This window comes from Rosettibacter sp. KY25 (assembly GCF_057554405.1).
Genome location: NZ_BAAJAO010000005.1, coordinates 132,582 through 152,714, shown reverse-complemented (window position 1 = coordinate 152,714; position 20,133 = coordinate 132,582). Strand labels below are relative to the sequence as shown.

The window sequence follows — 20,133 nt, the reverse complement described above, 5'->3', positions numbered from 1 at the left end:
CCAATGCTGAAAAAATTCTTTGCTTTAATAATTGTCGCAGTGCTCTTTACTGCGACTTCTTTTTCTCAAAATTATCAAAAACCAAAAAATATAATTTTATTAATAGGTGATGGTTTTGGGCTGTCACAAGTTTCTGCTTCAATAATTTCATCAAAGGATAATCCACTAAAAGAATTTAAATCTATTGGATTAGTTAATACAAGTTCAGCTGATAATTTAATTACAGATTCAGCAGCAGGAGCAACTGCCTTAGCAACTGGTTACAAAACCAAAAATGGAAGATTATGCATAGACGAAAATGGGAATATTATTGAAAACATTATTGAAATTGCCCAAAAGAAAAAAATGTCAACAGGAGTAATAGCAACATCTTCGATTACAAATGCAACTCCCGCAGCTTTTCTTTCACATCAATTAAACCGAAAAGAAGAATTTGAAATTGCAGAACAGATAATAAACTCAAAGGTAGATATTTTATTTGGTGCTGGAACAGATTTTTTTCTTCCATCTAATTCAGGTGGTAAACGAAATGACTCAAAAAATTTAATTGATTCACTCATAAATCATGATTATGATTTTATTAAAACTCCAGATGAACTTTTAACCAAATCAATCATAAAAAAATCGTTTGGTCTCTTTGGACAATATGCACTCCCACATGCAAATAAAAGAAATTATTCATTAGGATTGTTGACAAAATCAGCTATCAATTATTTATCTAAAAATAAAAATGGTTTTTTCTTAATGATTGAAGGTTCTCAAATAGATTGGGCAGCTGAAAAAAATGATGATGAATATTTATTTTCCGAAATAAATGATTTTCTCACAGCAATTGATGAAGCATTAAAATTTGCCAAACAAAATAAAAACACACTTGTAATTGTAACAGCAGACCATGATACAGGCAGCGCAGGTATTACAGATTATGATTCAGACAAAAAACAAATAAAATTAACCTGGGCAACAAACCATCATACTGCTAATTTTGTAGGAATTTTTTCATACGGACCTTCGGCAAATTTATTTACTGGTTTTCTCAATAATTATGAAATTGGAAGAAAACTTATAAACCTAATCGACCCATCAAAAAAATTTTAATCCATTCTAAAATTTTCTTGACACCTGAACATTTGTTCACTATATTTGCCAGTGAACAAATGAGCACTAAAATGAAAGATTTAAAAATAACTCAACGACAAAAGGAAATCCTCGATTTCATTCAAGATTATGTGGATTTTAATGGATATCCACCAACATATCGAGAGATTGGCAAGAGATTTAATATCTCAAGCACATTCGGTGTTAAGCGGCATATTGATGCATTAATTAAAAAAGGTCTTTTAAGTAGTGAAAGTCGTTCAAGCCGAACTTTGTCTCTTGTAATTAATAATTCTCCTATTAAAGAAAAAAATATAATCGAAATTCCAATCGTTGGCAGAGTAGCTGCAGGCAGTCCAATACTTGCAGAAGAAAATATTGAAGGAAATCTTTCCATCGATAAAAATTTGATTGGGGGCAGAACTGAATGTTTTGGACTGAAAGTTCGCGGCGATAGCATGATAAATGCTGGAATTCTTGAAGGAGACCTGGTAATTATTCAACCTCAAAGAGAAGCTCAGAATGGTGATATTGTAGTTGCACTTTTAAGAGATGAAGCAACGATGAAAAGATTAGTAATCGAAGATGGTAAAATCTATCTTGTTCCGGAAAATGAAAACTATGAACCAATTGTTGTTGAAAACCCGGAAGAATTTTCGATAATAGGAAAAGTAATTGGCGTTTTTAGAAGTTACACTTAAAATTGGAGTTATTATGAAAACAATAATTTTTAAATCAGCCATCCTAAATAGAAACAGAATTAAATTTCTATATGGATTAAAAGAAATAATAATTGAACCTCTTTACGTCTCAAAAAATAAAAGAGGTAAAAAAGTGCTTTACGGAAAAGTATGCGGAACTAATGAAATAAAATGTTTTGAATACGAAAAAATATCTAACATCAAAACTTTGACTTATCAAAAATTTTCGCCAATTATTCCAATTGTGCCTTTAAGTTATTGAAAAAGAGAACATGAAAGAACAAGACAAAAAAATAAAAGTAGAAAAATTAATCGACCATCTTCTAAGCCGCGGGTATATGACATTGAGTAGAAAATACAGCAGATACTTACCTGCACCGCCGCCAATTAAAGGTTATGATGTTGATGTTATAGCAAAATTTGATGAACCAAAATATTTTACAAAACCTGAAAAGAAAATTGCAATAGGGATTACACTTACCGAAGAAGAATTAGATAGTAAAAATTTGTTATCAAAATTAATAGAGCTTACAAAAGCACGCTCTAAATCTGGCAGGAAAGTAACATTATTTGTGGGTGTTCCTGCCAGCCAAATCCTTAAAGCCGATATGCTTATTGAAACACTGGACGAAGAAACAAAAAGCAAAATAAAACTTATTCCTCTACAGGATGAAAATTAGCAAGCTTATTTTATCCATAAAATATCACAAGCCAAATATAAAACCAGCAGATAAAGCATAATGTGTTATTGTGTAATTAGTTGAATAGAATAATTTATTCATTTTCAGTTCAACTGACATTCCAAAATTTTCCGTTAACATATTCTTAATGCCAGTTCCCAAACCAACTCCCAAAAGATTTTTACTTACTCTTTTCCTTGATGATGGGTCAAAGCCAAAAATATATTTTGTTATATGTTCATCTTCTTTTATAACTTCTACAAAATTTTTATAAGAATTATAACTTAAATAGTTGTAACCAATCTCTGCATCGACAAAAATTTTGAAAGTCTTAACTGATTTTAATATCAAATGATATCCAGAATAAAATGAAATTAATTCATGGTCATCCTCGGAATGCGATGAATAAATTTTACCTTGCTTAGATAAAAAAATATATTTTTTATCCCAGTTAAGAATTCCAGTACTCAAATAAATATAATTTGATTCTTTCAAAAAATAATTAAGTTGAAGATTGGCAACTAGTCCTTTATCTGCACCGTTTGGATAAAGCAAACCTCCATTAATCTGAACAGAGTATTGAGGTTGAGATATAATCTTTGCAAATGAGAATAAAAAGAGAACCGAGATAAATACTTTTTTCATTTTCTTTCCTCAATTATTAAGAAAATTGTAGAAAAGAATCGTGAATCCCCCTTTATTTTTCTATTTAAAAACTAATTAAAAGTAACTCCCTATGCAAAATTTTAATGAGCTGAATTTCAAACTGATAAAATCGTTGTTAATTACCTTTGTTAAAAAACTATGATATATAACTTCAAAAAAGAATTTACCTTTGAATATACTTTTGGGCTTAAAACCTATTCCAACATTATAACCTAATATGAAATGATTAACATATTTATTAAGAATAAGCTGATCTCTGTTTTTAATTAAAAAATTTATTGATGGGGAAATAATTCCATAAAAACAAATTTTATCCGTTTCATATTCTGGATTAAAAGCAATATTTAGTGAAAGGAAATCATAGGCATGGTCCATAATTAAATATTCTCCCGTTCCATCTGGATTCTCAGAAGTTGTAACAGGAATATTATCCTCAGCACCTACTTGCTCATAACAAAGTTCAGCTTCCAGCAAATAATAATTTGAATGATAGAATTGATAAAAAATGCTGTAATAGCCCTGGGTTCTTGATTCTTTATATAAATTCCAGTAGTAATTTTTAACATGAATATCTGCAACTCTTGAAGAAATTAACCCAACTTTAATCCCATAATTTGAATTAGTTTGAGCATTAGATATAAAATATCCTGCAATTAATAAAATGAAAAATTGTTTGACCATCTTAATACCTTGAGAAAATTGTTTTTAAAATCATTAACAAAATATATTTTTTGTTAGACAGGCACTGGTTTCAAATTAATTGTTATAGTCGCTACATTCTTAATTTCAGGTTTAGTTTCTTCTGCCTTTTTGCCTTTTGATGTAACTACTTGTTGTTTTATGCTTATAAATTTTACAGCTGGTTTATTCTCAATTATACTAAATTCCGCAGGAAATGAAATAGTAACATCAGAAGCGACATATGCTAGTGCCTCTTTAGATTTTTTTGCATTTTCAGAAATTCGGATGTTGGCTTTAGAAAAAGTATCCGACAATAATTCAACAATTTTCTCAAGGGGAATAAAGTTTTCTTCTTTTTTAATTGCCATTTTATCTTACATTATCCTTCAAGTGTTACAACTGGAACTATTGTGCAGCTGATTTCAAGTCCCCAATGACTTTTATAATCTACAGTAATTTTTTCCTTAATGCTAAGTCTCCAGATATTAAGAGAAACATTTGTTTCGCTTTGCACCGAGAAATCTGCAGAAATATTTACTTTGAAAGTAAATTCCTTAATTGCCATTGGGTCTGCACCTGTGCTCATAATTGCTTGAGCAGCGCGTGCTGATGCTGCCATTGAAACAATATATACTGAAAGTTCAACTGGATTTGCTACTGCCATATTCTACCTCCCTTTTATTAAATTAATTCTGAAGAGAGGATTATTGTAGAAAGTTTTTATGATAACCCTCATGGAAAAATTATTTATTTGTGGTTAGAACTTAAGTATTAATTATTTTTCAAACAAGTAAATAATTATTTATTAACTTAATTTTTTTAGAGAATTATCACAATAAATACTTTATAACAGCATCAGCAGCTTTTTCACCATCAATAGCAGAAGACACGATTCCACCTGCATAACCAGCTCCTTCGCCGCATGGAAATAGTCCTTCAATTTCAACATGCATTAATGTTTCTGAATTACGAGGAATTCTTATTGGCGAGCTTGTTCTTGTTTCAGGGGCAAGCAATTGAGCTTCTTCTGTTATATATCCTTTCATTTTTTTATTAAAAATATATAATGCTTTTGTTATACCATTAACAATATTTTTCGGCAAAACTTCATGCAAAGGAGCGCTTATTACTCCAGGGATATATGATGTTGCTGGCAATGTAGAAGAAAGTTTTTTGTTTAAGAAATCAGTAACTCTTTGAGCCGGTGCAGTTTGTGTTTTCCCTCCTATTTCAAATGCAGTTCTTTCTATTTCTTTTTGAAACTCCAAACCAGAAAAAACACCAAAAGATTCATACTTCTTCCAGTCCTTTTCATTTACAGATACAACCAAACCAGAATTTGCAAAAGGTGAATTTCTTTTAGACACACTCATTCCATTTAATACAAGTTCATCAGGTGATGTTGATGCCGGTATTATTATTCCACCTGGACACATACAAAATGAATAAACTCCATGATTATCTATCTGACATGTTAAATTATAACTTGCAGCTGGTAAATTTGGATGACGAACTTTTGAATGATATTGAATCTCGTCTATTAAATTTTGAGGATGTTCAATTCTTACACCAACAGCAAAAGGCTTCGATTCTAATTTTATTCCTTTTTGATTGAGCAAGTAATAAATGTCTCTTGCAGAATGTCCAACTGAAAGAATAACTGCATCAGCAAGAAATTCTTTTTCATGGTTTACAATTACGCCAATTATTTTTTTGTTCACAATAATTAAATCTGTCACTCTTGAATTAAAATAAATTTCACCGCCACAGGTTAAAATTGTTTGTCTGATATTCGAAACAACTTTAGGCAGTTTATTAGAACCTATGTGTGGGTGAGAATCAATTAAAATTTCTTTCTGTGCACCATGTTGAACAAGAATTGAAAGAATTCTCTTAACATCACCACGTTTAGTTGAACGAGTATAGAGTTTACCATCACTGTAAGTTCCAGCTCCTCCTTCACCAAAGCAGTAATTTGAATCAGGATTAACAATGCCCAATTGCTGGATCGATTTTAAATCTCTTCTTCTGCTTTGAACATCTTTACCTCTTTCAAGAATAATTGGTTTTATACCTAATTCAATCAATCTTAATGCAGCAAACATTCCTGCTGGACCAAAACCAACAATTATAACTTTCTTATTACTTTTTATTGGCTTGAATTCAACTGGTTGAAATAATTCTTCAGGTTGTTCATTGATATAAACAATAACTTTCAGTTTATATACAGGATTGACTTTTCTTGCATCGATAGACTTTTTAAGAATCTGAACAGAATTAATTTCTTCTAAATTTAATTTTAATATTCTGGAAGATTTTTCTTTGAGATATTCATAATCAAAAATAAAATCAGGATGGATTGTTAATTCAAGTTCTTTTTTCATTTTGTCCTCTGTTATGAGGAAATAAATTTTCAATTAATAAGTTGCTTTTATTACTCCTCCATCAATTGCAATTGTAGAACCTGTGATATATCCTGCTTGTTCAGAAGCAAGATAGACTATCAAAGATGCTACTTCGTCAGGACGGGCTAATCTTTTCATAGGAACTTCATTAGCCATTGATGCAAGAACTTCCTCATGGGAAATTCCACTTTGTTTGGCTTTCACTACTGCCAATTCATAAATTCTTGATGTTAAAGTATAACCTGGAGCAACATTATTAATTGTAATATTATACTTTCCAATTTGATTGCTGAGAGTTTTTGCAAAAGATGTTACTGCACTTCTCAAAGAATTTGATAAAATCAAATTATCTACTGGTTGTTTTACTGCAAGAGAAGTAACATTAATTATTCTTCCCCAATTTTTTTCTTTCATTTTAGGTAACACTAGTCTTGTAAATCTAACAGCACTCATTAATATTTGATTGAATGCAAAATTCCAATCTTCATCATTGAGGTCATCAAAAAATCCAGCACGCGGACCACCGCAATTATTAACAAGAATATCTATACTTCCAAAAGTTTCGTTAATAACTTTTACAGTATTTTCAATATCTTCTAATTTATTAATATCACATACCAGCCATAATGGTTCTACATTATATAACGATTTAATTTCTTTTACAGCTTTTAACAAGTTTTCCTGATTTCTTGAACAAATCGCAACATTGCAGCCTTCTTTAATAAATTGTTCTGCAGCAGCTTTTCCAATTCCCATGCTTGCTGCTGTTACAAGAACATTTTTGCCTACTAAATTTAGTTCCATAATGCACCTTATAAAAGAGTTAGAAAACTTGTGGAAATAATAAAAGGCTGTCTCTTAATTGTAATAAGAGACAGCCTTAATTTTTATAATTCAGGATTATAATTAATAGCAGCTAAACCAGGAAAGATTGCTGTAGTATCAAGTTCTTCTTCAATTCTTAAAAGCTGATTATATTTTGCAATTCTATCAGTTCTGCTTGCAGAACCAGTTTTAATTTGTCCAGCATTTGTAGCAACAGCTATATCAGCAATTGTTGTATCTTCAGTTTCACCGGAGCGATGACTGATTATAGAAGTATAACCAGCTCTTTTTGCCATTTCAATTGCTTCGAGTGTTTCTGTTAGAGTTCCAATTTGATTTACTTTAATTAGAATTGAATTAGCCACTCCTCTTTCAATTCCTTTTGCAAGAAATTCTGTATTTGTAACAAATAAGTCATCACCAACAAGTTGAATTCTATCCCCCAATTTGTCAGTTAATAATTTCCAGCCGTCCCAATCAAATTCTGCCATTCCATCTTCGAGTGAAATAATTGGATATTTGTTTACCCAGTCAACCCAGAAGTCAACCATTTTTTCTGGTGAGATGTAATCTTTAGTTGATTTAAAGAAATAATAAGCTTTCTTTTCATTATCCCACATTTCACTTGATGCAGGGTCAAGTGCAATATAAATATCTTTTCCCGATTTGTAACCAGCTTTTTCAATTGCTTCAAGAATTACTTCAATTGCTTCTTCATTTGATTTTAAGTTTGGTGCAAAGCCGCCTTCATCACCTACAGCTGTATTATATCCTTTCTTATGAAGAACAGACTTTAAGCTATGAAATGTTTCTACTCCCATGCGGAGAGCTTCTGAAAAACTTGTAGCACCTGCAGGCATAACCATAAATTCTTGGAAATCAACATTATTATCTGCATGCTTACCGCCGTTCAAAATATTCATCATTGGAACAGGAAGTGTTCTTGCATTTGTTCCGCCAATATAACGATACAAAGGCAAGCCAAGAACTTCTGCAGCAGCTTTTGCACATGCTAATGAAACACCAAGAATAGCATTGGCACCCAATTCTGATTTATTAGGTGTTCCATCCAATTCACAAAGCAAGTTATCAATTGCTACTTGTTCTAAAACATCAAAATCAATTAATTCATCTGCAATTCTGTTATTAACATTTTCAACTGCTTTTTTAACACCTTTGCCATTGTATCTTGATTTATCACCATCTCTTAATTCTACAGCCTCGTTCTCGCCTGTTGATGCGCCGCTGGGAACAGCTGCTCTTCCAACTACTCCGCACTCTAATGTTACTTCAACTTCAATTGTGGGATTACCTCTTGAGTCAAGGATTTCTCTTCCCCAAACATCAACTATTGTAGTCATTTCTTAGCTCCTATTAGTTTATGAATTCCAATTACAAAAATAATTAAAAGAATGAAGTAATATCAATGTGAATTATATTTTATTGAATAAAATAAATTAAAAAGCTGAATGAATGATTTCATTCATCATTAATGAATAGCAAAATTTTTATATTTGTGTTGTAAAAAAATTTGCCCCCGTAGCTCAGTATGGATAGAGCAGGAGTTTCCTAAACTCTAGGTCGGAGGTTCGAGTCCTCTCGGGGGTACAAAATTTATCTATGATTTTCTTTTTTCAATTAATCAGCTCAGTATGGATAGAGCAGTCCGCCTTAGGCGGATTGGTCGGAGGTTCGAGTCCTCTCGGGGGTACAAAATTTATCTATGATTTTCTTCTTTCAATTAATCAGCTCAGTATGGATAGAGCAGTCCACCTTAGGCGGACTGCTCGGAAGATTGAGTCCTTTTAGATTTACAAATGTTTTTCATTTAACAATATTAACCTTCTAAACCTCTATACATTTCTTCAATTAAATCTTTGTATCTTTCTTCAATAACTTTTCTGCGGACTTTCAACGAAGGTGTAAGTTCGCCTGTTTCAATTGAAAATGGTTTATCAAGAATTGCAAATTTTCTGATTCTTTCAAAACTGGCAAGCTTCTTTTGAAATTGGTCTAATTCCTTATCTAACAATTCATAAATTTGTTTCATTTTTACCAACTCTTCTACGCTGCTGTATTGAATTCTGTTTGCATCAGCATATTCTTTAAGAGCTTCAAAATCTGGAACAATAAGAGCAGTTATAAACATTCGGCGGTCGCCGATAATTACAAATTGGTCAATATATTTGCTAGCTAAGAACATATTTTCAATTGGAGTTGGGGCAACATATTTACCTTGTGAAGTTTTGAATAAATGTTTTTTTCTATCAGTAATAATTAAAAATCCTTCAGCATCAAACACACCAATATCTCCTGTATGAAGCCATCCATCTTTAATTGTTTCTTCTGTTTCTTTTTTATTCTTATAATATCCAAGCATAATGTTTGGACCTGAAGCAAGTATTTCCCCATCTTTTGCAATTTTTATTTCAACACCAGGTAATGGTTTTCCTACTGTTCCAAATTTATAATCATTGACGCGATTAACTGCAATTACTGGAGATGATTCAGTTAGTCCATATCCTTCTATAATTAAAATTCCTGCCGCTTCGAAGAAAATTCCCAGTTCACGGGCAAGAGCAGCTCCACCTGAAATAAAAAATCTTATTCTTCCGCCTGTTCTTTCTCTTAATTTTGATAGAACTAATTTATCAGCAAGTTTATGTTTTAAAGTAAGTGAAATTGGTAAAGGCTGATTGGATTTTTTTGCTAATTGATATTCCTTTCCAACTTCAATTGCCCAGTTGAATATTTTTTGCTTTCGTTCTGATTGACTTTCTACATTTCTCTTAATTCTTGAATACATTCTTTCAAATAATCTTGGTACTGCAGTTACTATTGTTGGTCTTATCTCCAATAAATTATTTGCAATCTTTTCAATTGATTCTGCATAAGCAATTGTTCCTCCGCATGAAAAGGCTGTATAATAACCAGCCATTCTTTCAAATATATGACACAAAGGCAAGAAAGAAAGGAATACATCATTCTCATCAATGTAAAAAACTTCGTGAGCTGCTTTGATGTTTGATACAATATTTTTATGTGAAAGCATAACACCTTTGGGTTCGCCTGTTGTTCCTGAAGTATAAATTATTGTGCACAAATCAGTTTCTCTGCAAAGTTCGCTTTGTTCTTTAAAATAATTTGGGTTCTCTTTCCTAAATTCTTTTCCTTTATTTTGAACTTCCTCAAAAGAATAAACATCTTTGTCATTTGTCTTATCACTGTTATTCATTACAACAATAAATTTTAAGTGCTTACAATTGTTTCTAATTTTCAAAATCTTATTCAACTGAAATTTATTAGAAACTATTACACCAACAGATTCAGAATTATTTAAAATGTACTCGATAGTTTCTGAAGTGGAGATTGGATAAATTGGAACATCTACTGCCCCAATTCCCAGAATTGCCATATCAGAATAGACCCATTCTGGACGATTTTCTGAGATGATAGCTACTTTATGGTCTCGCTTCACTCCTAATGAAGCAAGTCCACAAGCAAAATTCACAGTTTCATCATAAAGCTGGTCATAAGTAATCCCTATCCATGTATCATTTACTTTATGTTTAAGAACTGGTCTTTCTTTTCCTTTACCAAATTCAGTTGTAATAAAATTGAAAAGTTCAGGGATAGTTTTAAAATCCTTTAGTACTGGCATTAATTCCTCCGAAATTTTGAAACAAAATAAATTTAGTCTTATAAAAAATCAACGAAAGAAAGCAAAAAATAATTTTTCATAATTTCAGATTTTACTATACTTGCATTTCAAAATAAGAATAATATGAAAATCTTAAGAAAGCTTTATGATTGGGTTCTGCATTGGGCAGAAACTCCATACGGAGCTGCAGCATTATTTCTGCTTTCATTTGCAGAAGCTTCCTTCTTCCCAATTCCTCCTGATGTATTGTTAATAGCACTTGTCTTAGGTTCTCAAAAAAAAGCTTTTAAGTTTGCATTTATATGTACATTTGCTTCTGTGCTTGGAGCACTTGCTGGTTATGGAATTGGTCATTTCTTATGGTGGAAAGATTCTCATGAGTTTTCATCTATTGCAGAATTTTTCTTTGCAAATGTTCCAGGATTTACTCACAAAATTTTTTATGATGTCAAAAAAATGTATGATGAATGGAATTTCTGGATAATTTTTACTGCAGGTTTCACACCTATACCATACAAAGTATTTACAATAACTGGCGGCGCATTCGAAATTAATCTATTAATGTTTGTCATTGCATCAATCATTAGTAGAGCTGGAAGATTTTTTCTTGTTGCTGGATTAATCTGGAAATTTGGCGAGCCTATAAAAACATTTATCGATAAATACTTTAACTGGCTTGCTATTGCTTTTACTTTATTATTGATTGGTGGTTTTACTGTTATTAAATACTTGATTTAATTTTTCTGAGATAAAACCTTACCATTTACAACAGGCGTTACACAAATAAGTGGATTTTGAGGCACATTAAACTTTTCAAAAATTTCTTCAAATAATTGATATTGCATGCCTTGTGACTCGAGTTTTGAAAATTTTCTATAAGGCATGAATTCACCTTTTTTATTTTTAGGGGCATCAAAATAATATGCTGATTCAAAATCCTTTTCAGCATTTTCTTTTAAGAATTTTATTTTATGTTCATCGCTGCCTTCAACATCATATGCTTTTGCTCGAAAAGATACTACAAAATCATTTTCAATAACTATGTAAATATTTAAGATAGTTTCTAACATAATAATCAAACTAAAGATTTTTCATACAAAATTGATATCAAAAAGGTCATCTATAATTTCGTGATAGTATGTTAATTTTACTAATTCTTTCAATGCTTCAATTTCATTCTGAGTTAATTCAAAATAAATAGACCCAAGATTTTCTTTAATAAATGATTTTACATTTTCAGAATAGCTTAATGGATGTAAAATATTATCAATGTTATCTTCTACCTTTGCATCAACTTCATTAAAAAGATTATTAAAATTTTCCAATGAATTTTTGTTTTGAGAAGCAAAAATGAAGTTCACATATGGAAGGTCAATTAAATCAGAAATCTCATCTGCAAAGCTGATTCCATGTTCAAAATTCCATGAAGTAAAATTCTCATCACCACTTACCACATAATCTTTTTCAGGCTGCTTTTGAATTGATGTATCAAGAGTTATTTCTGGATAAATTGAATATCTTTCTGAAAATAAAATTTTAGTAAGAATAACTTCGTTAACTGTAACATCTGCCCTCATGAAAATTTTATCTACCATTCTTTCATTTTCTGTGAAATACATATATGAATAAGAAAGATTTCCATCAAAAGAAAAACTAAGCTTTGAAGAGACAAGCAAATCTTCATGATTTAATAGTTCAAGGGAAGGAATCAAAGCAATAGCATCAGGGTCATTGAATAACTGTTTTGTAAGCAGAGCAGATTCTTTCTTAATAATTTTTATATCTGCATTTTCAGGAATATTTGATTCAAATATTGATGAAAAAATATTTTTTGGTAAATAAAGATTCATATACAACCCAAATAAAAAAAGCCGCCATATTAAAGCGGCTTTTGTAATTATTTAAGATTCTTGTCTTTAATCTTTGCTGCTTTACCTGAAAGTTTACGCAGATAAAACAACTTAGCTCTGCGAACTTTACCTTCGCGAAGGACTTCAATTTTTGCAATCTTAGGAGAGTTATAAGGGAAAATTCTTTCAACACCTACACCACTTGAAATTTTTCTAACTGTAAAAGTTTTGCTCAAGCCTGTGCCTCTGATGTTTATTACATCACCTTCAAAAGGTTGAATTCTTTCTTTATCACCTTCAATAACTCTCACATGAACACGAATATGGTCGCCTGCCTTAAATGAAGGGAGGTCAGTTCGCAATTGATTTTCTGTTATTTCTTTTAGCTTATCCATTGTTACTCCAGATTATTTATCTTTTTCCATTTTTCTGTTAAAATTCTTGATTGTTCTTCTTTCCATTCTCTAATTTTTTTTTCGTTGCCTGAAAGTAAAACTTCCGGCACTTTCATTCCTTTATATTCAGCTGGACGTGTATAATAAGGTGCTTCAATATAATTTCCATCAATTAAAGAATCATTCAAAGCTGATTCACTATCATTAAGAACACCGGGTATTAATCTAACAACTGAATCAATAATTACAAGAGCCGGAATTTCTCCACCTGTTAATATATAATTTCCAATTGAAATTTCATCGGTTGCAAATTTCTGTCGAACACGGTCATCGATTCCTTTATAATGTCCAGCAATAATCATAATATTTTGAGCGAGAGAATATTTTTTAGCCAATTCTTGATTATAAAATTTACCGCCCGGTGTTGGATAAATTATATAATCATAATTTCTTTCGCTCAAAAGTTTTTCTATACATTCAAAGAACGGTTCGGGTTTGAGCAACATTCCAGGCCCGCCGCCAAAAGGTTTATCATCTATTTGCTTATGTTTATTGTAAGCATAATCACGAAGATTATGCACATATATTTCAACTTTTTTTTTCTCCTGTGCTCTTTTGATTATGCTTGTATTCAAAGGACTGATTAATGAATCAGGCACAGCAGAAATAACATCAATTCTCATCATCATAAAGCAAATCGCAATCTTCTACTAATTCCAATCTTTTCTTTTTGGGGTCGAAATTTTTTATGTAATCCTTTACTGCAGGTAAAAGAATTTGTTTACCGAATAAATCTTTAATCACATAAACATCATTAGATTTAAGAACATATACATCTACCAAATAACCAAGAAGTTTACCATTTCTGTAAATTTCACTGTTAATTAAGTCGTGAATGAAATAAGTATCTTTATCTAACTTAACAGTATTTTCAGAATCAACATAAATTTTTTTGCCGATTAACAGTGCAGCATCATTTGGGTTATCAAAGCCTTTTATTTTAAGAGCAATATTGCCATCGATAATTTCTGTTTTTTCGACAAAGAACTCTTTAGAGTTTCCAAAGAACTCAATAAAAATTTTCTTCAAAGCAAAGAATCTCTCATTAAAATCGGAATAAGAATCTACCGCAACAAACCCCTCGTTATTCAATACAGACTTTACAACAGCAATTAAAATTAAGTCATTCACTTAATAAAAATTAATCCAATATTTTTAGAATCGCTCGTTTTCCTTCCTTAGCTGCAATTGCTGTAAGCAAAGTTCTCATTGCTTGAGCAGTTTTGCCTTGTTTACCAATTACTTTACCAACATCTTCGGCACCTACTTTTAAAGTAAGTTCGATTGTTTTTTCATCGGGTCTTGCTTCTTCAATAGAAACATTGCCCGGATTATCAACAAGGTGTTTTGCGATAAATTCAATAAATTCCTTCATAAGAGTACCTATCAATAAGTGAATAAGGGTACCTAATTAATAATTTATGCTTCTCCGGAAGCAGTACCCTTTACTTCCGCTGCACTGTTTGAATCTTCTGATGTTTCAGCTTTTTCTTCTGATTTCTTTTTAGATTTAGATTTTTCAGCTTTCTTAAGAGCAGCTGCTAACTTAGCTTCTTTTAACTTATTCCATTCTTCCATTCTTGCAGCAATTTGCTCTTCTGAAAAACCGCGTTTCATTAAATCGCGTTTTAACAGAATTCCTTTTTGAGAAAGAAGGCTTCTTACTGTTTCTGTTGGCTGAGCACCAACATTTAACCAGTATAAAGCTCTATCCTCTTTGATTTCAACAGTAGCTGGTTCAGTCTTTGGATTATATAATCCGATTGCTTCAATAAATTTACCATCTCTTGGTGAACGTGCATCGGCAGCCACAACTTTATAAACTGGCTGTTTTTTCTTTCCCATTCGTTTCAGTCTTAACTTTACTGCCAATTTGTTTATTCCTCCTTTATTTATAATTATTTTTAATTAATTCTAAAATTTTTCAAATTCATTATGCCGGCTTTACCAGATTTTGAATTTAGCATTTTAATCATCTGCTGCATTTGATTAAATTGTTTTATCAATCTATTAACATCCTGTATAGAATTTCCACTTCCTCGTGCAATTCTTTTTCTTCTGCTTCCATTTAATATTTTAGGATTTCTTCTTTCTTCTTTTGTCATGGATTGAATTATGGATTCAACTTTTATCAATTGTTTATCATCAATATCAGCATTCTTTAATGCAGAGCCAATACCAGGAATCATTGATAAAAGAGATTTCAAAGAACCCATTTTTTTAATCATCTTAATCTGTTTTAAGAAATCATCAAAATCAAATTTATTTGCTAATAATTTTTTTTCAAGTTCTTCTGCTTCTTTTTCATCTACTTGCTGCTGAGCTTTTTCAACAAGAGTAATAATGTCGCCTTTACCAAGAATTCTCGAAGCCAGTCTATCAGGATAAAAAATTTCAATTGAATCAAGTTTTTCTCCAACACTTACAAATTTAATTGGTCTATCAACAACAGCTTTGATTGATAAAACACAACCACCTCTTGAATCACCATCCAACTTTGTAACTACAATTCCATCAAAATCAACTTTTTCATGAAAAGCTTTTGCAGAATTAACTGCGTCCTGTCCTGTCATCGAATCAACTACAAATAAAGTTTCAGTAGGATTTACTTTTTCTTTAATTGCAGCTGCTTCCTGCATCATTTCATCATCAACATGAAGCCTTCCAGCAGTATCGATGATTACTGTATCAAGCTTATTTTCTTTTGCAAAGCTGAGTGATTCATAAGCAATTTTTACCGGGTCATTGCTGCCATCAATTGAAAAAACAGGAACATTTATTTGAGAGCCAAGAATTTTCAATTGATTTACAGCAGCAGGACGGTAAACATCTGCAGCAACTAAAAGAACATTTCTTTTTCTTTCTTTAAGATATTTTGCAAGTTTAGCACTGAAAGTTGTTTTGCCGCATCCCTGCAAGCCAATCAACATTATTACCGTTATGCCGGTGGGATTTAACTTTAATTCTGCACCTGTTCCACCTAAAAGTTTAGTAAGCTCATCATAAATTATTTTTGTGATGAGTTGTCCAGGTGTTACAGAGAGCAAAACTTCCTTTCCAAGTGCTTTGGCTTTTACATCTTCAATAAATTGTTTTGCTACTTTATAGTTTACATCAGCATCTAAAAGAACACGTCTGATTTCCCGAAGTGTATCAGAAATATTTTCTTCGGTCAATCTTCCTTGACCTGTAATTTTCTTTAAAGTCCGTTCAAGTTTTTCTGTTAAATCTTCAAGCATAAATTCCAGTAAAAAAGATAATAAAAAGGAAACTCATTTCAAAAGTTTATCAGCCTTCTTTAAGGGCATTCGCTCCGGATACAATTTCAATAATTTCTTTAGTTATCGTAGCCTGACGAACTTTATTGTAAGTTAACTGTAATGAACGAATTAGTTCTTTTGCATTTTCTGTTGCCATATCCATTGCTGTCATTCTTGCAGCAAGTTCTGCAGCATAAGATTCCAGCAAGGTTCTCCACATCTGTGCATTTAAGTGTTTAGGCAGCAAAAAATTTATAATACCAACTTTATTCGGTTCATAAATAAAATCTACAGCTTGCAGCTGATTAAAATTATTTTCTGAAAACGGCTGAACTGGTAATAATTGTTCTATTACAGTTTTTTGTTGAATAACAGATTTAAATTCATTATAAATCAACAAAACTTTGTCAATCTCGCCTTCTAAAAATTTTTGTGATAATTCTTTTACTATACCCGAAGCGAATTCAAATTTTAAGCGGGAAAAAATTCCTGGGTAGGAATTTGCTATTTGATAATTTCTTTTAGAAAAATAATCAAAGCCTTTTTTACCTGCACAATACAGCCATACATTCCCATTTTCATATAATTGCTTGTAATCGTTATGAATCAATTCTTCTGTTTTACGAATTACATTTACATTAAAACTTCCACATAAACCTCTATCTGAAGTTACAACTACAATTGCAAGATTATTTGTTTTTCTGTTCTGTAAAAATGGGTTGTTAATATTTTTTTCGATACTCAGCAGATGCGATAAAACTTCAGAAATTTTACGTGAATAAGGTCGAGCGTTAATTATGTTATCTTGAGCACGACGCAGCCTTGCAGCAGCAACCATTTTCATAGCTTTGGTTATCTGCTGAGTATTTTTTATTCCAATTATTCTTCTTTTTATGTCTCTTAAAGTTGCCATTATAAAATATTATCAGCTTTTCTTAAATTTTTCAAGAAATTCACTTGCAGCTTTTTTCAATAATTGAACTGTATCATCTCTTAATTCTTTTGTTGACCTGATATTTTCATAAATCTCAGGATATTTAACTTCTACATATTCATGAAATTCTTTTTCAAATCTTTTAACATCTCTTACTTCTATGGTTTCAAGATAGTCATTCGTTCCTATAAAGACACTAACAATTTGTTTTTCAACAGGTATTGGAGAATATTGGTCTTGCTTTAAAAGTTCAACAAGTCGTGCACCTTTTGCAAGTGTTCTCTGAGTTGCTTTATCAAGGTCGGAACCAAATTTTGCAAATGCTTCAAGTTCGCGATATTGAGCTAAATCGAGTTTAAGTGAACCAGCAACTTTTTTCATTGCTTTAATTTGAGCATTACCGCCAACACGAGAAACCGAAATACCAACATTTATTGCAGGACGAACACCAGCATTAAATAAATTAGGCTCGAGATAAATTTGACCATCTGTAATTGAAATTACGTTAGTTGGAATATATGCAGAAACATCACCTTGTTGAGTTTCAATTATTGGAAGAGCTGTTAAACTTCCGCCTCCTTCTTCATCACTTAATTTAGATGCACGTTCAAGTAAACGTGAATGAAGATAGAAAACATCACCGGGATAAGCTTCTCTTCCAGGGGGTCTTCTCAACAACAGTGAAAGTTCACGATATGCAGCTGCTTGTTTTGAAAGGTCATCGTAAACTACAAGTGCATGCATTCCTTTATCCCTGAAATATTCTCCAAGAGTTGCACCTGCATATGGAGCAATATATTGAAGAGGCGCTGGAGAAGATGCTGGTGCTGAAATTACAGTTGTATATTCCATAGCGCCATATTCTTCGAGCTTAGCAACAACCTGAGCTACTGTAGAATTCTTTTGTCCAACAGCAACATAAATACAATAGACAGGTTTTATTCCATACTTTTTAGCTTCTTCGGTATGAGTATATTTTTGATTAATGATTGTATCAATTGCAATTGCTGTTTTACCAGTTTGTCTATCACCAATAATTAATTCTCTTTGACCGCGACCAATTGGAATCATTGCATCAATAGCAGTAATTCCTGTCTGCAATGGTTCCTTAACAGGTTGTCTTTGAATTACACCAAGTGCTTTTCTTTCGATTGGAGAATATTTTTCGAATTGAATATTCCCTTTGCCATCGAGTGGTTCGCCGAGTGGATTAACAACTCTGCCAAGCAGGCCTTCACCTACTGGAAATGAAGCAACGCGTTTTGTTCTTTTAACAATATCCCCTTCTTTAATTAAAGTACTTTCTCCAAAAAGAACACAACCGACATTATCTTCTTCGAGGTTGAGAACCATTCCCATAACGCCATTTGGGAATTCGACAAGTTCACTTGCCATTACTTTTGTTAATCCATAAACGCGTGCAATACCATCTCCAACCTGAAGAACAGTTCCAACATCATAAATATCAACTTCATTATCGAAGCCGGCAAGTTGTTTTCTTAATATTGCAGAAACTTCGTCGGGTCTTATTTCTACCATTTTATTTTCATCCTAATTGTTCGAAATACTAATATCTTCTGAAAACTTTTTTCTTAATCTTTCTAATTGATGCGTAAGAGATGCATCAATTACAGTATCTTTAAATCTGATTACATAACCACCAAGAATATTCGGATTAATCACATAAGTACTTTTAATTTTTTTTCTCTCTTTGTTTTCAAGTACTTTTTCAATTTCTTTTTTCAAATTATCATCAATTTCCAAAGCAGTAATTACTTGAACACGCAGAATACCTTCTTTATTATCTCTCAGATTCAAAAATTCCTGCATAATATCCAACAAAATATCTTCTCTATTCTTTTCAATAACAAAGTCAATAAACCTCATCATATCATCGCTAATCTTGCCTTCAAAAATTTTTATCAGCAGTTCTTTTTTCTTATCAGATTTTATTACAGGATTTTTAAGCAATGTTCGAAGTTCTTTTGAATTGCTGATTGTAGAAAAGAGCAGTTCTGCATCTTCAGCAATTTTAGCTAAAGTATTTTTTTCTTCAGCAAGCTTAAAAAGCGAATTAGCGTAACGATATGATATTCTGTAAACACTCATAATCAGTTCTTTGAAAGATCTTCAAGATACTTAGCAATAATTTTAGTTTGTTTCTCTTTATCAAGATTTTCTCTGAGAATTTTTTCAGCAGCATTAATTGCGATATCTGCAATTTGTTCTTTTAATTTATTAAAGGCTTCTGCATTTTTTCTTTCAATTTCTTTTGATGCATCTTCAATCATTCTTTTTGCCTGAGATTTACTTTCTTCGAGTATCTGTAATTTTAATTTTTCAGCATATTCTCTGCTTTGGTCGATAATCTTTTGTGCTTCTGCTTCAGCCTTTTGCAGATTGGTTTTATTTTCTGCAATTAATTTTTCTGCTTCTTTTCTTGCATTCTCAGCTTTTTCAAGAGATTCTTTAATTAAGTTTTCTCTTTCATCAAGGGATTTTAAAATAGGCTTCCATGCAAGCTTTGATAAAATTATAAGCAAGAAAATTACAGTAACAACTGTCCACAAAATCAAGCCTGGATTAACATCAAGAGGACTACCCGAATGCTCACCACTGCTTAAAGCAATAATTAATAAATTGCTTATAACCATAAAAGTTCTCCCTTAATTTGAAAGAGAAAAAATTATTTTAATGCTAAAAGAATACAGATAACCAATGCAAAAAGAGAAATACCTTCGATTAATGCTGCAGCAATAATCATAGAAGTTCTAATTTCTCCAGCAGCTTCAGGTTGGCGGCCGCTTGCATCCATAGCTGAGCTTGCTAATTTACCAATTCCAAAAGCACCGCCAATTACTGTTAAAGCTGCACCAAAGCCAGCTGCTAAATAAGCGAATTCCATTGATTTCCTCCT

General features: G+C 31.7%; 26 protein-coding genes and 1 tRNA gene. 6 read left to right on the top strand and 21 right to left on the bottom strand.

The features are described from left to right. The first annotated feature begins 3 nt into the window (after window positions 1-3). The 4 genes from AC27L2_RS05095 to AC27L2_RS05080 all read left to right on the top strand — a co-directional run bounded on the left by AC27L2_RS05095 (window position 4) and on the right by AC27L2_RS05080 (window position 2,479). Window positions 4-1,098 (top strand): alkaline phosphatase, encoded by a 1,095-nt coding sequence (locus tag AC27L2_RS05095; RefSeq protein WP_487210609.1) that lies wholly within the window; start codon window positions 4-6, stop codon window positions 1,096-1,098. Window positions 1,099-1,169: 71 nt separating this feature from the next. Beyond that, entirely contained in the window at window positions 1,170-1,799 is a 630-nt protein-coding gene (lexA, locus tag AC27L2_RS05090; RefSeq protein ID WP_487210608.1) for a transcriptional repressor LexA, read from the top strand. Window positions 1,800-1,812: 13 nt separating this feature from the next. After that, window positions 1,813-2,061 carry a hypothetical protein gene (locus AC27L2_RS05085; protein WP_487210607.1) on the top strand — a complete coding sequence of 83 codons (249 nt, stop codon included), beginning with the start codon at window positions 1,813-1,815 and terminating at the stop codon, window positions 2,059-2,061. 10 nt (window positions 2,062-2,071) lie between these two features. Continuing rightward, window positions 2,072-2,479 carry a hypothetical protein gene (locus AC27L2_RS05080; RefSeq protein ID WP_487210606.1) on the top strand — a complete coding sequence of 136 codons (408 nt, stop codon included), beginning with the start codon at window positions 2,072-2,074 and terminating at the stop codon, window positions 2,477-2,479. 24 nt (window positions 2,480-2,503) lie between these two features. On the opposite strand, the gene AC27L2_RS05075 is transcribed toward AC27L2_RS05080, so the two are convergent. The 7 genes from AC27L2_RS05075 to eno form a co-directional block, all read right to left on the bottom strand. Next, complete coding sequence (locus AC27L2_RS05075; RefSeq protein WP_487210605.1) at window positions 2,504-3,124, bottom strand: hypothetical protein; 621 nt, start codon at window positions 3,122-3,124, stop codon at window positions 2,504-2,506. Between the two features lie 75 nt (window positions 3,125-3,199). After that, on the bottom strand, window positions 3,200-3,826 hold the full coding sequence (locus tag AC27L2_RS05070) for a hypothetical protein (protein WP_487210604.1): 627 nt from the start codon (window positions 3,824-3,826) through the stop codon (window positions 3,200-3,202). 53 nt (window positions 3,827-3,879) lie between these two features. Further along, a complete protein-coding gene (locus tag AC27L2_RS05065) occupies window positions 3,880-4,194 on the bottom strand; it encodes a hypothetical protein (RefSeq protein WP_487210603.1) in 315 nt (104 codons plus the stop codon). An 11-nt stretch (window positions 4,195-4,205) separates the two neighbouring features. Then, entirely contained in the window at window positions 4,206-4,490 is a 285-nt protein-coding gene (locus AC27L2_RS05060; protein ID WP_353677710.1) for a hypothetical protein, read from the bottom strand. A 166-nt stretch (window positions 4,491-4,656) separates the two neighbouring features. After that, the gene (locus tag AC27L2_RS05055) at window positions 4,657-6,210 is read right to left on the bottom strand and encodes an NAD(P)/FAD-dependent oxidoreductase (RefSeq protein WP_487210602.1); all 1,554 of its coding nucleotides are present in this window, start codon (window positions 6,208-6,210) and stop codon (window positions 4,657-4,659) included. 33 nt (window positions 6,211-6,243) lie between these two features. Then, window positions 6,244-7,035, bottom strand: coding sequence for an SDR family oxidoreductase (locus tag AC27L2_RS05050; RefSeq protein ID WP_487210601.1), 792 nt, complete (start codon window positions 7,033-7,035; stop codon window positions 6,244-6,246). An 83-nt stretch (window positions 7,036-7,118) separates the two neighbouring features. Continuing rightward, the gene (gene eno / locus AC27L2_RS05045; protein ID WP_487210600.1) at window positions 7,119-8,417 is read right to left on the bottom strand and encodes a phosphopyruvate hydratase; all 1,299 of its coding nucleotides are present in this window, start codon (window positions 8,415-8,417) and stop codon (window positions 7,119-7,121) included. 172 nt (window positions 8,418-8,589) lie between these two features. Here eno and AC27L2_RS05040 point away from each other — a divergent pair. Then, a tRNA-Arg gene (locus tag AC27L2_RS05040) sits at window positions 8,590-8,664 on the top strand. A 229-nt stretch (window positions 8,665-8,893) separates the two neighbouring features. Here AC27L2_RS05040 and AC27L2_RS05035 read toward each other — a convergent pair. Beyond that, window positions 8,894-10,717 carry an AMP-dependent synthetase/ligase gene (locus tag AC27L2_RS05035; protein WP_487210599.1) on the bottom strand — a complete coding sequence of 608 codons (1,824 nt, stop codon included), beginning with the start codon at window positions 10,715-10,717 and terminating at the stop codon, window positions 8,894-8,896. Between the two features lie 123 nt (window positions 10,718-10,840). Here AC27L2_RS05035 and AC27L2_RS05030 point away from each other — a divergent pair, with 123 nt between their 5' ends. Next, a complete protein-coding gene (locus AC27L2_RS05030; protein ID WP_487210598.1) occupies window positions 10,841-11,455 on the top strand; it encodes a YqaA family protein in 615 nt (204 codons plus the stop codon). On the opposite strand, the gene AC27L2_RS05025 is transcribed toward AC27L2_RS05030, so the two are convergent. Genes AC27L2_RS05025 through atpE form a run of 13 tightly spaced genes read right to left on the bottom strand, consistent with a single transcriptional unit; the run spans window position 11,452 to window position 20,121 of the window. Continuing rightward, the gene (locus AC27L2_RS05025) at window positions 11,452-11,787 is read right to left on the bottom strand and encodes a hypothetical protein (RefSeq protein WP_487210597.1); all 336 of its coding nucleotides are present in this window, start codon (window positions 11,785-11,787) and stop codon (window positions 11,452-11,454) included. The two genes, AC27L2_RS05030 and AC27L2_RS05025, sit on opposite strands and share 4 nt — an antisense overlap. A 21-nt stretch (window positions 11,788-11,808) precedes the next feature. After that, on the bottom strand, window positions 11,809-12,567 hold the full coding sequence (locus AC27L2_RS05020) for a hypothetical protein (protein WP_487210596.1): 759 nt from the start codon (window positions 12,565-12,567) through the stop codon (window positions 11,809-11,811). Window positions 12,568-12,614: 47 nt separating this feature from the next. Beyond that, on the bottom strand, window positions 12,615-12,962 hold the full coding sequence (gene rplS, locus AC27L2_RS05015; protein WP_487210594.1) for a 50S ribosomal protein L19: 348 nt from the start codon (window positions 12,960-12,962) through the stop codon (window positions 12,615-12,617). Window positions 12,963-12,964: 2 nt separating this feature from the next. After that, window positions 12,965-13,645 carry a tRNA (guanosine(37)-N1)-methyltransferase TrmD gene (gene trmD / locus AC27L2_RS05010; protein ID WP_487210624.1) on the bottom strand — a complete coding sequence of 227 codons (681 nt, stop codon included), beginning with the start codon at window positions 13,643-13,645 and terminating at the stop codon, window positions 12,965-12,967. Continuing rightward, window positions 13,635-14,153 carry a ribosome maturation factor RimM gene (gene rimM, locus AC27L2_RS05005; RefSeq protein WP_487210593.1) on the bottom strand — a complete coding sequence of 173 codons (519 nt, stop codon included), beginning with the start codon at window positions 14,151-14,153 and terminating at the stop codon, window positions 13,635-13,637. The genes trmD and rimM overlap by 11 nt, the downstream gene beginning before the upstream one ends. Before the next feature lie 10 nt (window positions 14,154-14,163). Further along, entirely contained in the window at window positions 14,164-14,397 is a 234-nt protein-coding gene (locus AC27L2_RS05000) for a KH domain-containing protein (protein WP_487210592.1), read from the bottom strand. 44 nt (window positions 14,398-14,441) lie between these two features. Next, the gene (rpsP, locus tag AC27L2_RS04995) at window positions 14,442-14,894 is read right to left on the bottom strand and encodes a 30S ribosomal protein S16 (RefSeq protein ID WP_487210591.1); all 453 of its coding nucleotides are present in this window, start codon (window positions 14,892-14,894) and stop codon (window positions 14,442-14,444) included. 32 nt (window positions 14,895-14,926) lie between these two features. Continuing rightward, complete coding sequence (ffh, locus tag AC27L2_RS04990; RefSeq protein ID WP_487210590.1) at window positions 14,927-16,261, bottom strand: signal recognition particle protein; 1,335 nt, start codon at window positions 16,259-16,261, stop codon at window positions 14,927-14,929. 49 nt (window positions 16,262-16,310) lie between these two features. Further along, window positions 16,311-17,195 (bottom strand): ATP synthase F1 subunit gamma, encoded by an 885-nt coding sequence (gene atpG, locus AC27L2_RS04985; RefSeq protein WP_487210589.1) that lies wholly within the window; start codon window positions 17,193-17,195, stop codon window positions 16,311-16,313. A gap of 12 nt (window positions 17,196-17,207) precedes the next feature. Next, window positions 17,208-18,755 carry a F0F1 ATP synthase subunit alpha gene (atpA, locus tag AC27L2_RS04980; RefSeq protein WP_487210588.1) on the bottom strand — a complete coding sequence of 516 codons (1,548 nt, stop codon included), beginning with the start codon at window positions 18,753-18,755 and terminating at the stop codon, window positions 17,208-17,210. Window positions 18,756-18,767: 12 nt separating this feature from the next. Next, window positions 18,768-19,325 carry an ATP synthase F1 subunit delta gene (gene atpH, locus AC27L2_RS04975; protein WP_487210587.1) on the bottom strand — a complete coding sequence of 186 codons (558 nt, stop codon included), beginning with the start codon at window positions 19,323-19,325 and terminating at the stop codon, window positions 18,768-18,770. A 2-nt stretch (window positions 19,326-19,327) separates the two neighbouring features. Then, window positions 19,328-19,870: a F0F1 ATP synthase subunit B gene (gene atpF / locus AC27L2_RS04970; protein WP_487210586.1), complete on the bottom strand. Its 543-nt coding sequence runs from the start codon at window positions 19,868-19,870 to the stop codon at window positions 19,328-19,330. A 32-nt stretch (window positions 19,871-19,902) separates the two neighbouring features. Beyond that, window positions 19,903-20,121 carry an ATP synthase F0 subunit C gene (atpE, locus tag AC27L2_RS04965; protein WP_487210585.1) on the bottom strand — a complete coding sequence of 73 codons (219 nt, stop codon included), beginning with the start codon at window positions 20,119-20,121 and terminating at the stop codon, window positions 19,903-19,905. Between the last annotated feature and the right edge of the window lie 12 nt (window positions 20,122-20,133).

What these genes read in the sequence shown, in the direction of transcription:
- atpA (WP_487210588.1), bottom strand. Translation starts at nt 18,755, where the DNA reads ATGGTAGAAATAAGACCCGACGAAGTTTCTGCAATATTAAGAAAACAA.
- AC27L2_RS05085 (WP_487210607.1), top strand. Translation starts at nt 1,813, where the DNA reads ATGAAAACAATAATTTTTAAATCAGCCATCCTAAATAGAAACAGAATT.
- trmD (WP_487210624.1), bottom strand. Translation starts at nt 13,645, where the DNA reads ATGAGAATTGATGTTATTTCTGCTGTGCCTGATTCATTAATCAGTCCT.
- rplS (WP_487210594.1), bottom strand. Translation starts at nt 12,962, where the DNA reads ATGGATAAGCTAAAAGAAATAACAGAAAATCAATTGCGAACTGACCTC.
- AC27L2_RS05030 (WP_487210598.1), top strand. Translation starts at nt 10,841, where the DNA reads ATGAAAATCTTAAGAAAGCTTTATGATTGGGTTCTGCATTGGGCAGAA.
- ffh (WP_487210590.1), bottom strand. Translation starts at nt 16,261, where the DNA reads ATGCTTGAAGATTTAACAGAAAAACTTGAACGGACTTTAAAGAAAATT.
- atpE (WP_487210585.1), bottom strand. Translation starts at nt 20,121, where the DNA reads ATGGAATTCGCTTATTTAGCAGCTGGCTTTGGTGCAGCTTTAACAGTA.
- atpH (WP_487210587.1), bottom strand. Translation starts at nt 19,325, where the DNA reads ATGAGTGTTTACAGAATATCATATCGTTACGCTAATTCGCTTTTTAAG.
- AC27L2_RS05035 (WP_487210599.1), bottom strand. Translation starts at nt 10,717, where the DNA reads ATGCCAGTACTAAAGGATTTTAAAACTATCCCTGAACTTTTCAATTTT.
- AC27L2_RS05025 (WP_487210597.1), bottom strand. Translation starts at nt 11,787, where the DNA reads ATGTTAGAAACTATCTTAAATATTTACATAGTTATTGAAAATGATTTT.
- AC27L2_RS05020 (WP_487210596.1), bottom strand. Translation starts at nt 12,567, where the DNA reads ATGAATCTTTATTTACCAAAAAATATTTTTTCATCAATATTTGAATCA.
- AC27L2_RS05075 (WP_487210605.1), bottom strand. Translation starts at nt 3,124, where the DNA reads ATGAAAAAAGTATTTATCTCGGTTCTCTTTTTATTCTCATTTGCAAAG.
- atpG (WP_487210589.1), bottom strand. Translation starts at nt 17,195, where the DNA reads ATGGCAACTTTAAGAGACATAAAAAGAAGAATAATTGGAATAAAAAAT.
- lexA (WP_487210608.1), top strand. Translation starts at nt 1,170, where the DNA reads ATGAAAGATTTAAAAATAACTCAACGACAAAAGGAAATCCTCGATTTC.
- AC27L2_RS05055 (WP_487210602.1), bottom strand. Translation starts at nt 6,210, where the DNA reads ATGAAAAAAGAACTTGAATTAACAATCCATCCTGATTTTATTTTTGAT.
- AC27L2_RS05050 (WP_487210601.1), bottom strand. Translation starts at nt 7,035, where the DNA reads ATGGAACTAAATTTAGTAGGCAAAAATGTTCTTGTAACAGCAGCAAGC.
- AC27L2_RS05070 (WP_487210604.1), bottom strand. Translation starts at nt 3,826, where the DNA reads ATGGTCAAACAATTTTTCATTTTATTAATTGCAGGATATTTTATATCT.
- eno (WP_487210600.1), bottom strand. Translation starts at nt 8,417, where the DNA reads ATGACTACAATAGTTGATGTTTGGGGAAGAGAAATCCTTGACTCAAGA.
- AC27L2_RS05000 (WP_487210592.1), bottom strand. Translation starts at nt 14,397, where the DNA reads ATGAAGGAATTTATTGAATTTATCGCAAAACACCTTGTTGATAATCCG.
- atpF (WP_487210586.1), bottom strand. Translation starts at nt 19,870, where the DNA reads ATGGTTATAAGCAATTTATTAATTATTGCTTTAAGCAGTGGTGAGCAT.
- AC27L2_RS05060 (WP_353677710.1), bottom strand. Translation starts at nt 4,490, where the DNA reads ATGGCAGTAGCAAATCCAGTTGAACTTTCAGTATATATTGTTTCAATG.
- AC27L2_RS05065 (WP_487210603.1), bottom strand. Translation starts at nt 4,194, where the DNA reads ATGGCAATTAAAAAAGAAGAAAACTTTATTCCCCTTGAGAAAATTGTT.
- AC27L2_RS05080 (WP_487210606.1), top strand. Translation starts at nt 2,072, where the DNA reads ATGAAAGAACAAGACAAAAAAATAAAAGTAGAAAAATTAATCGACCAT.
- AC27L2_RS05095 (WP_487210609.1), top strand. Translation starts at nt 4, where the DNA reads ATGCTGAAAAAATTCTTTGCTTTAATAATTGTCGCAGTGCTCTTTACT.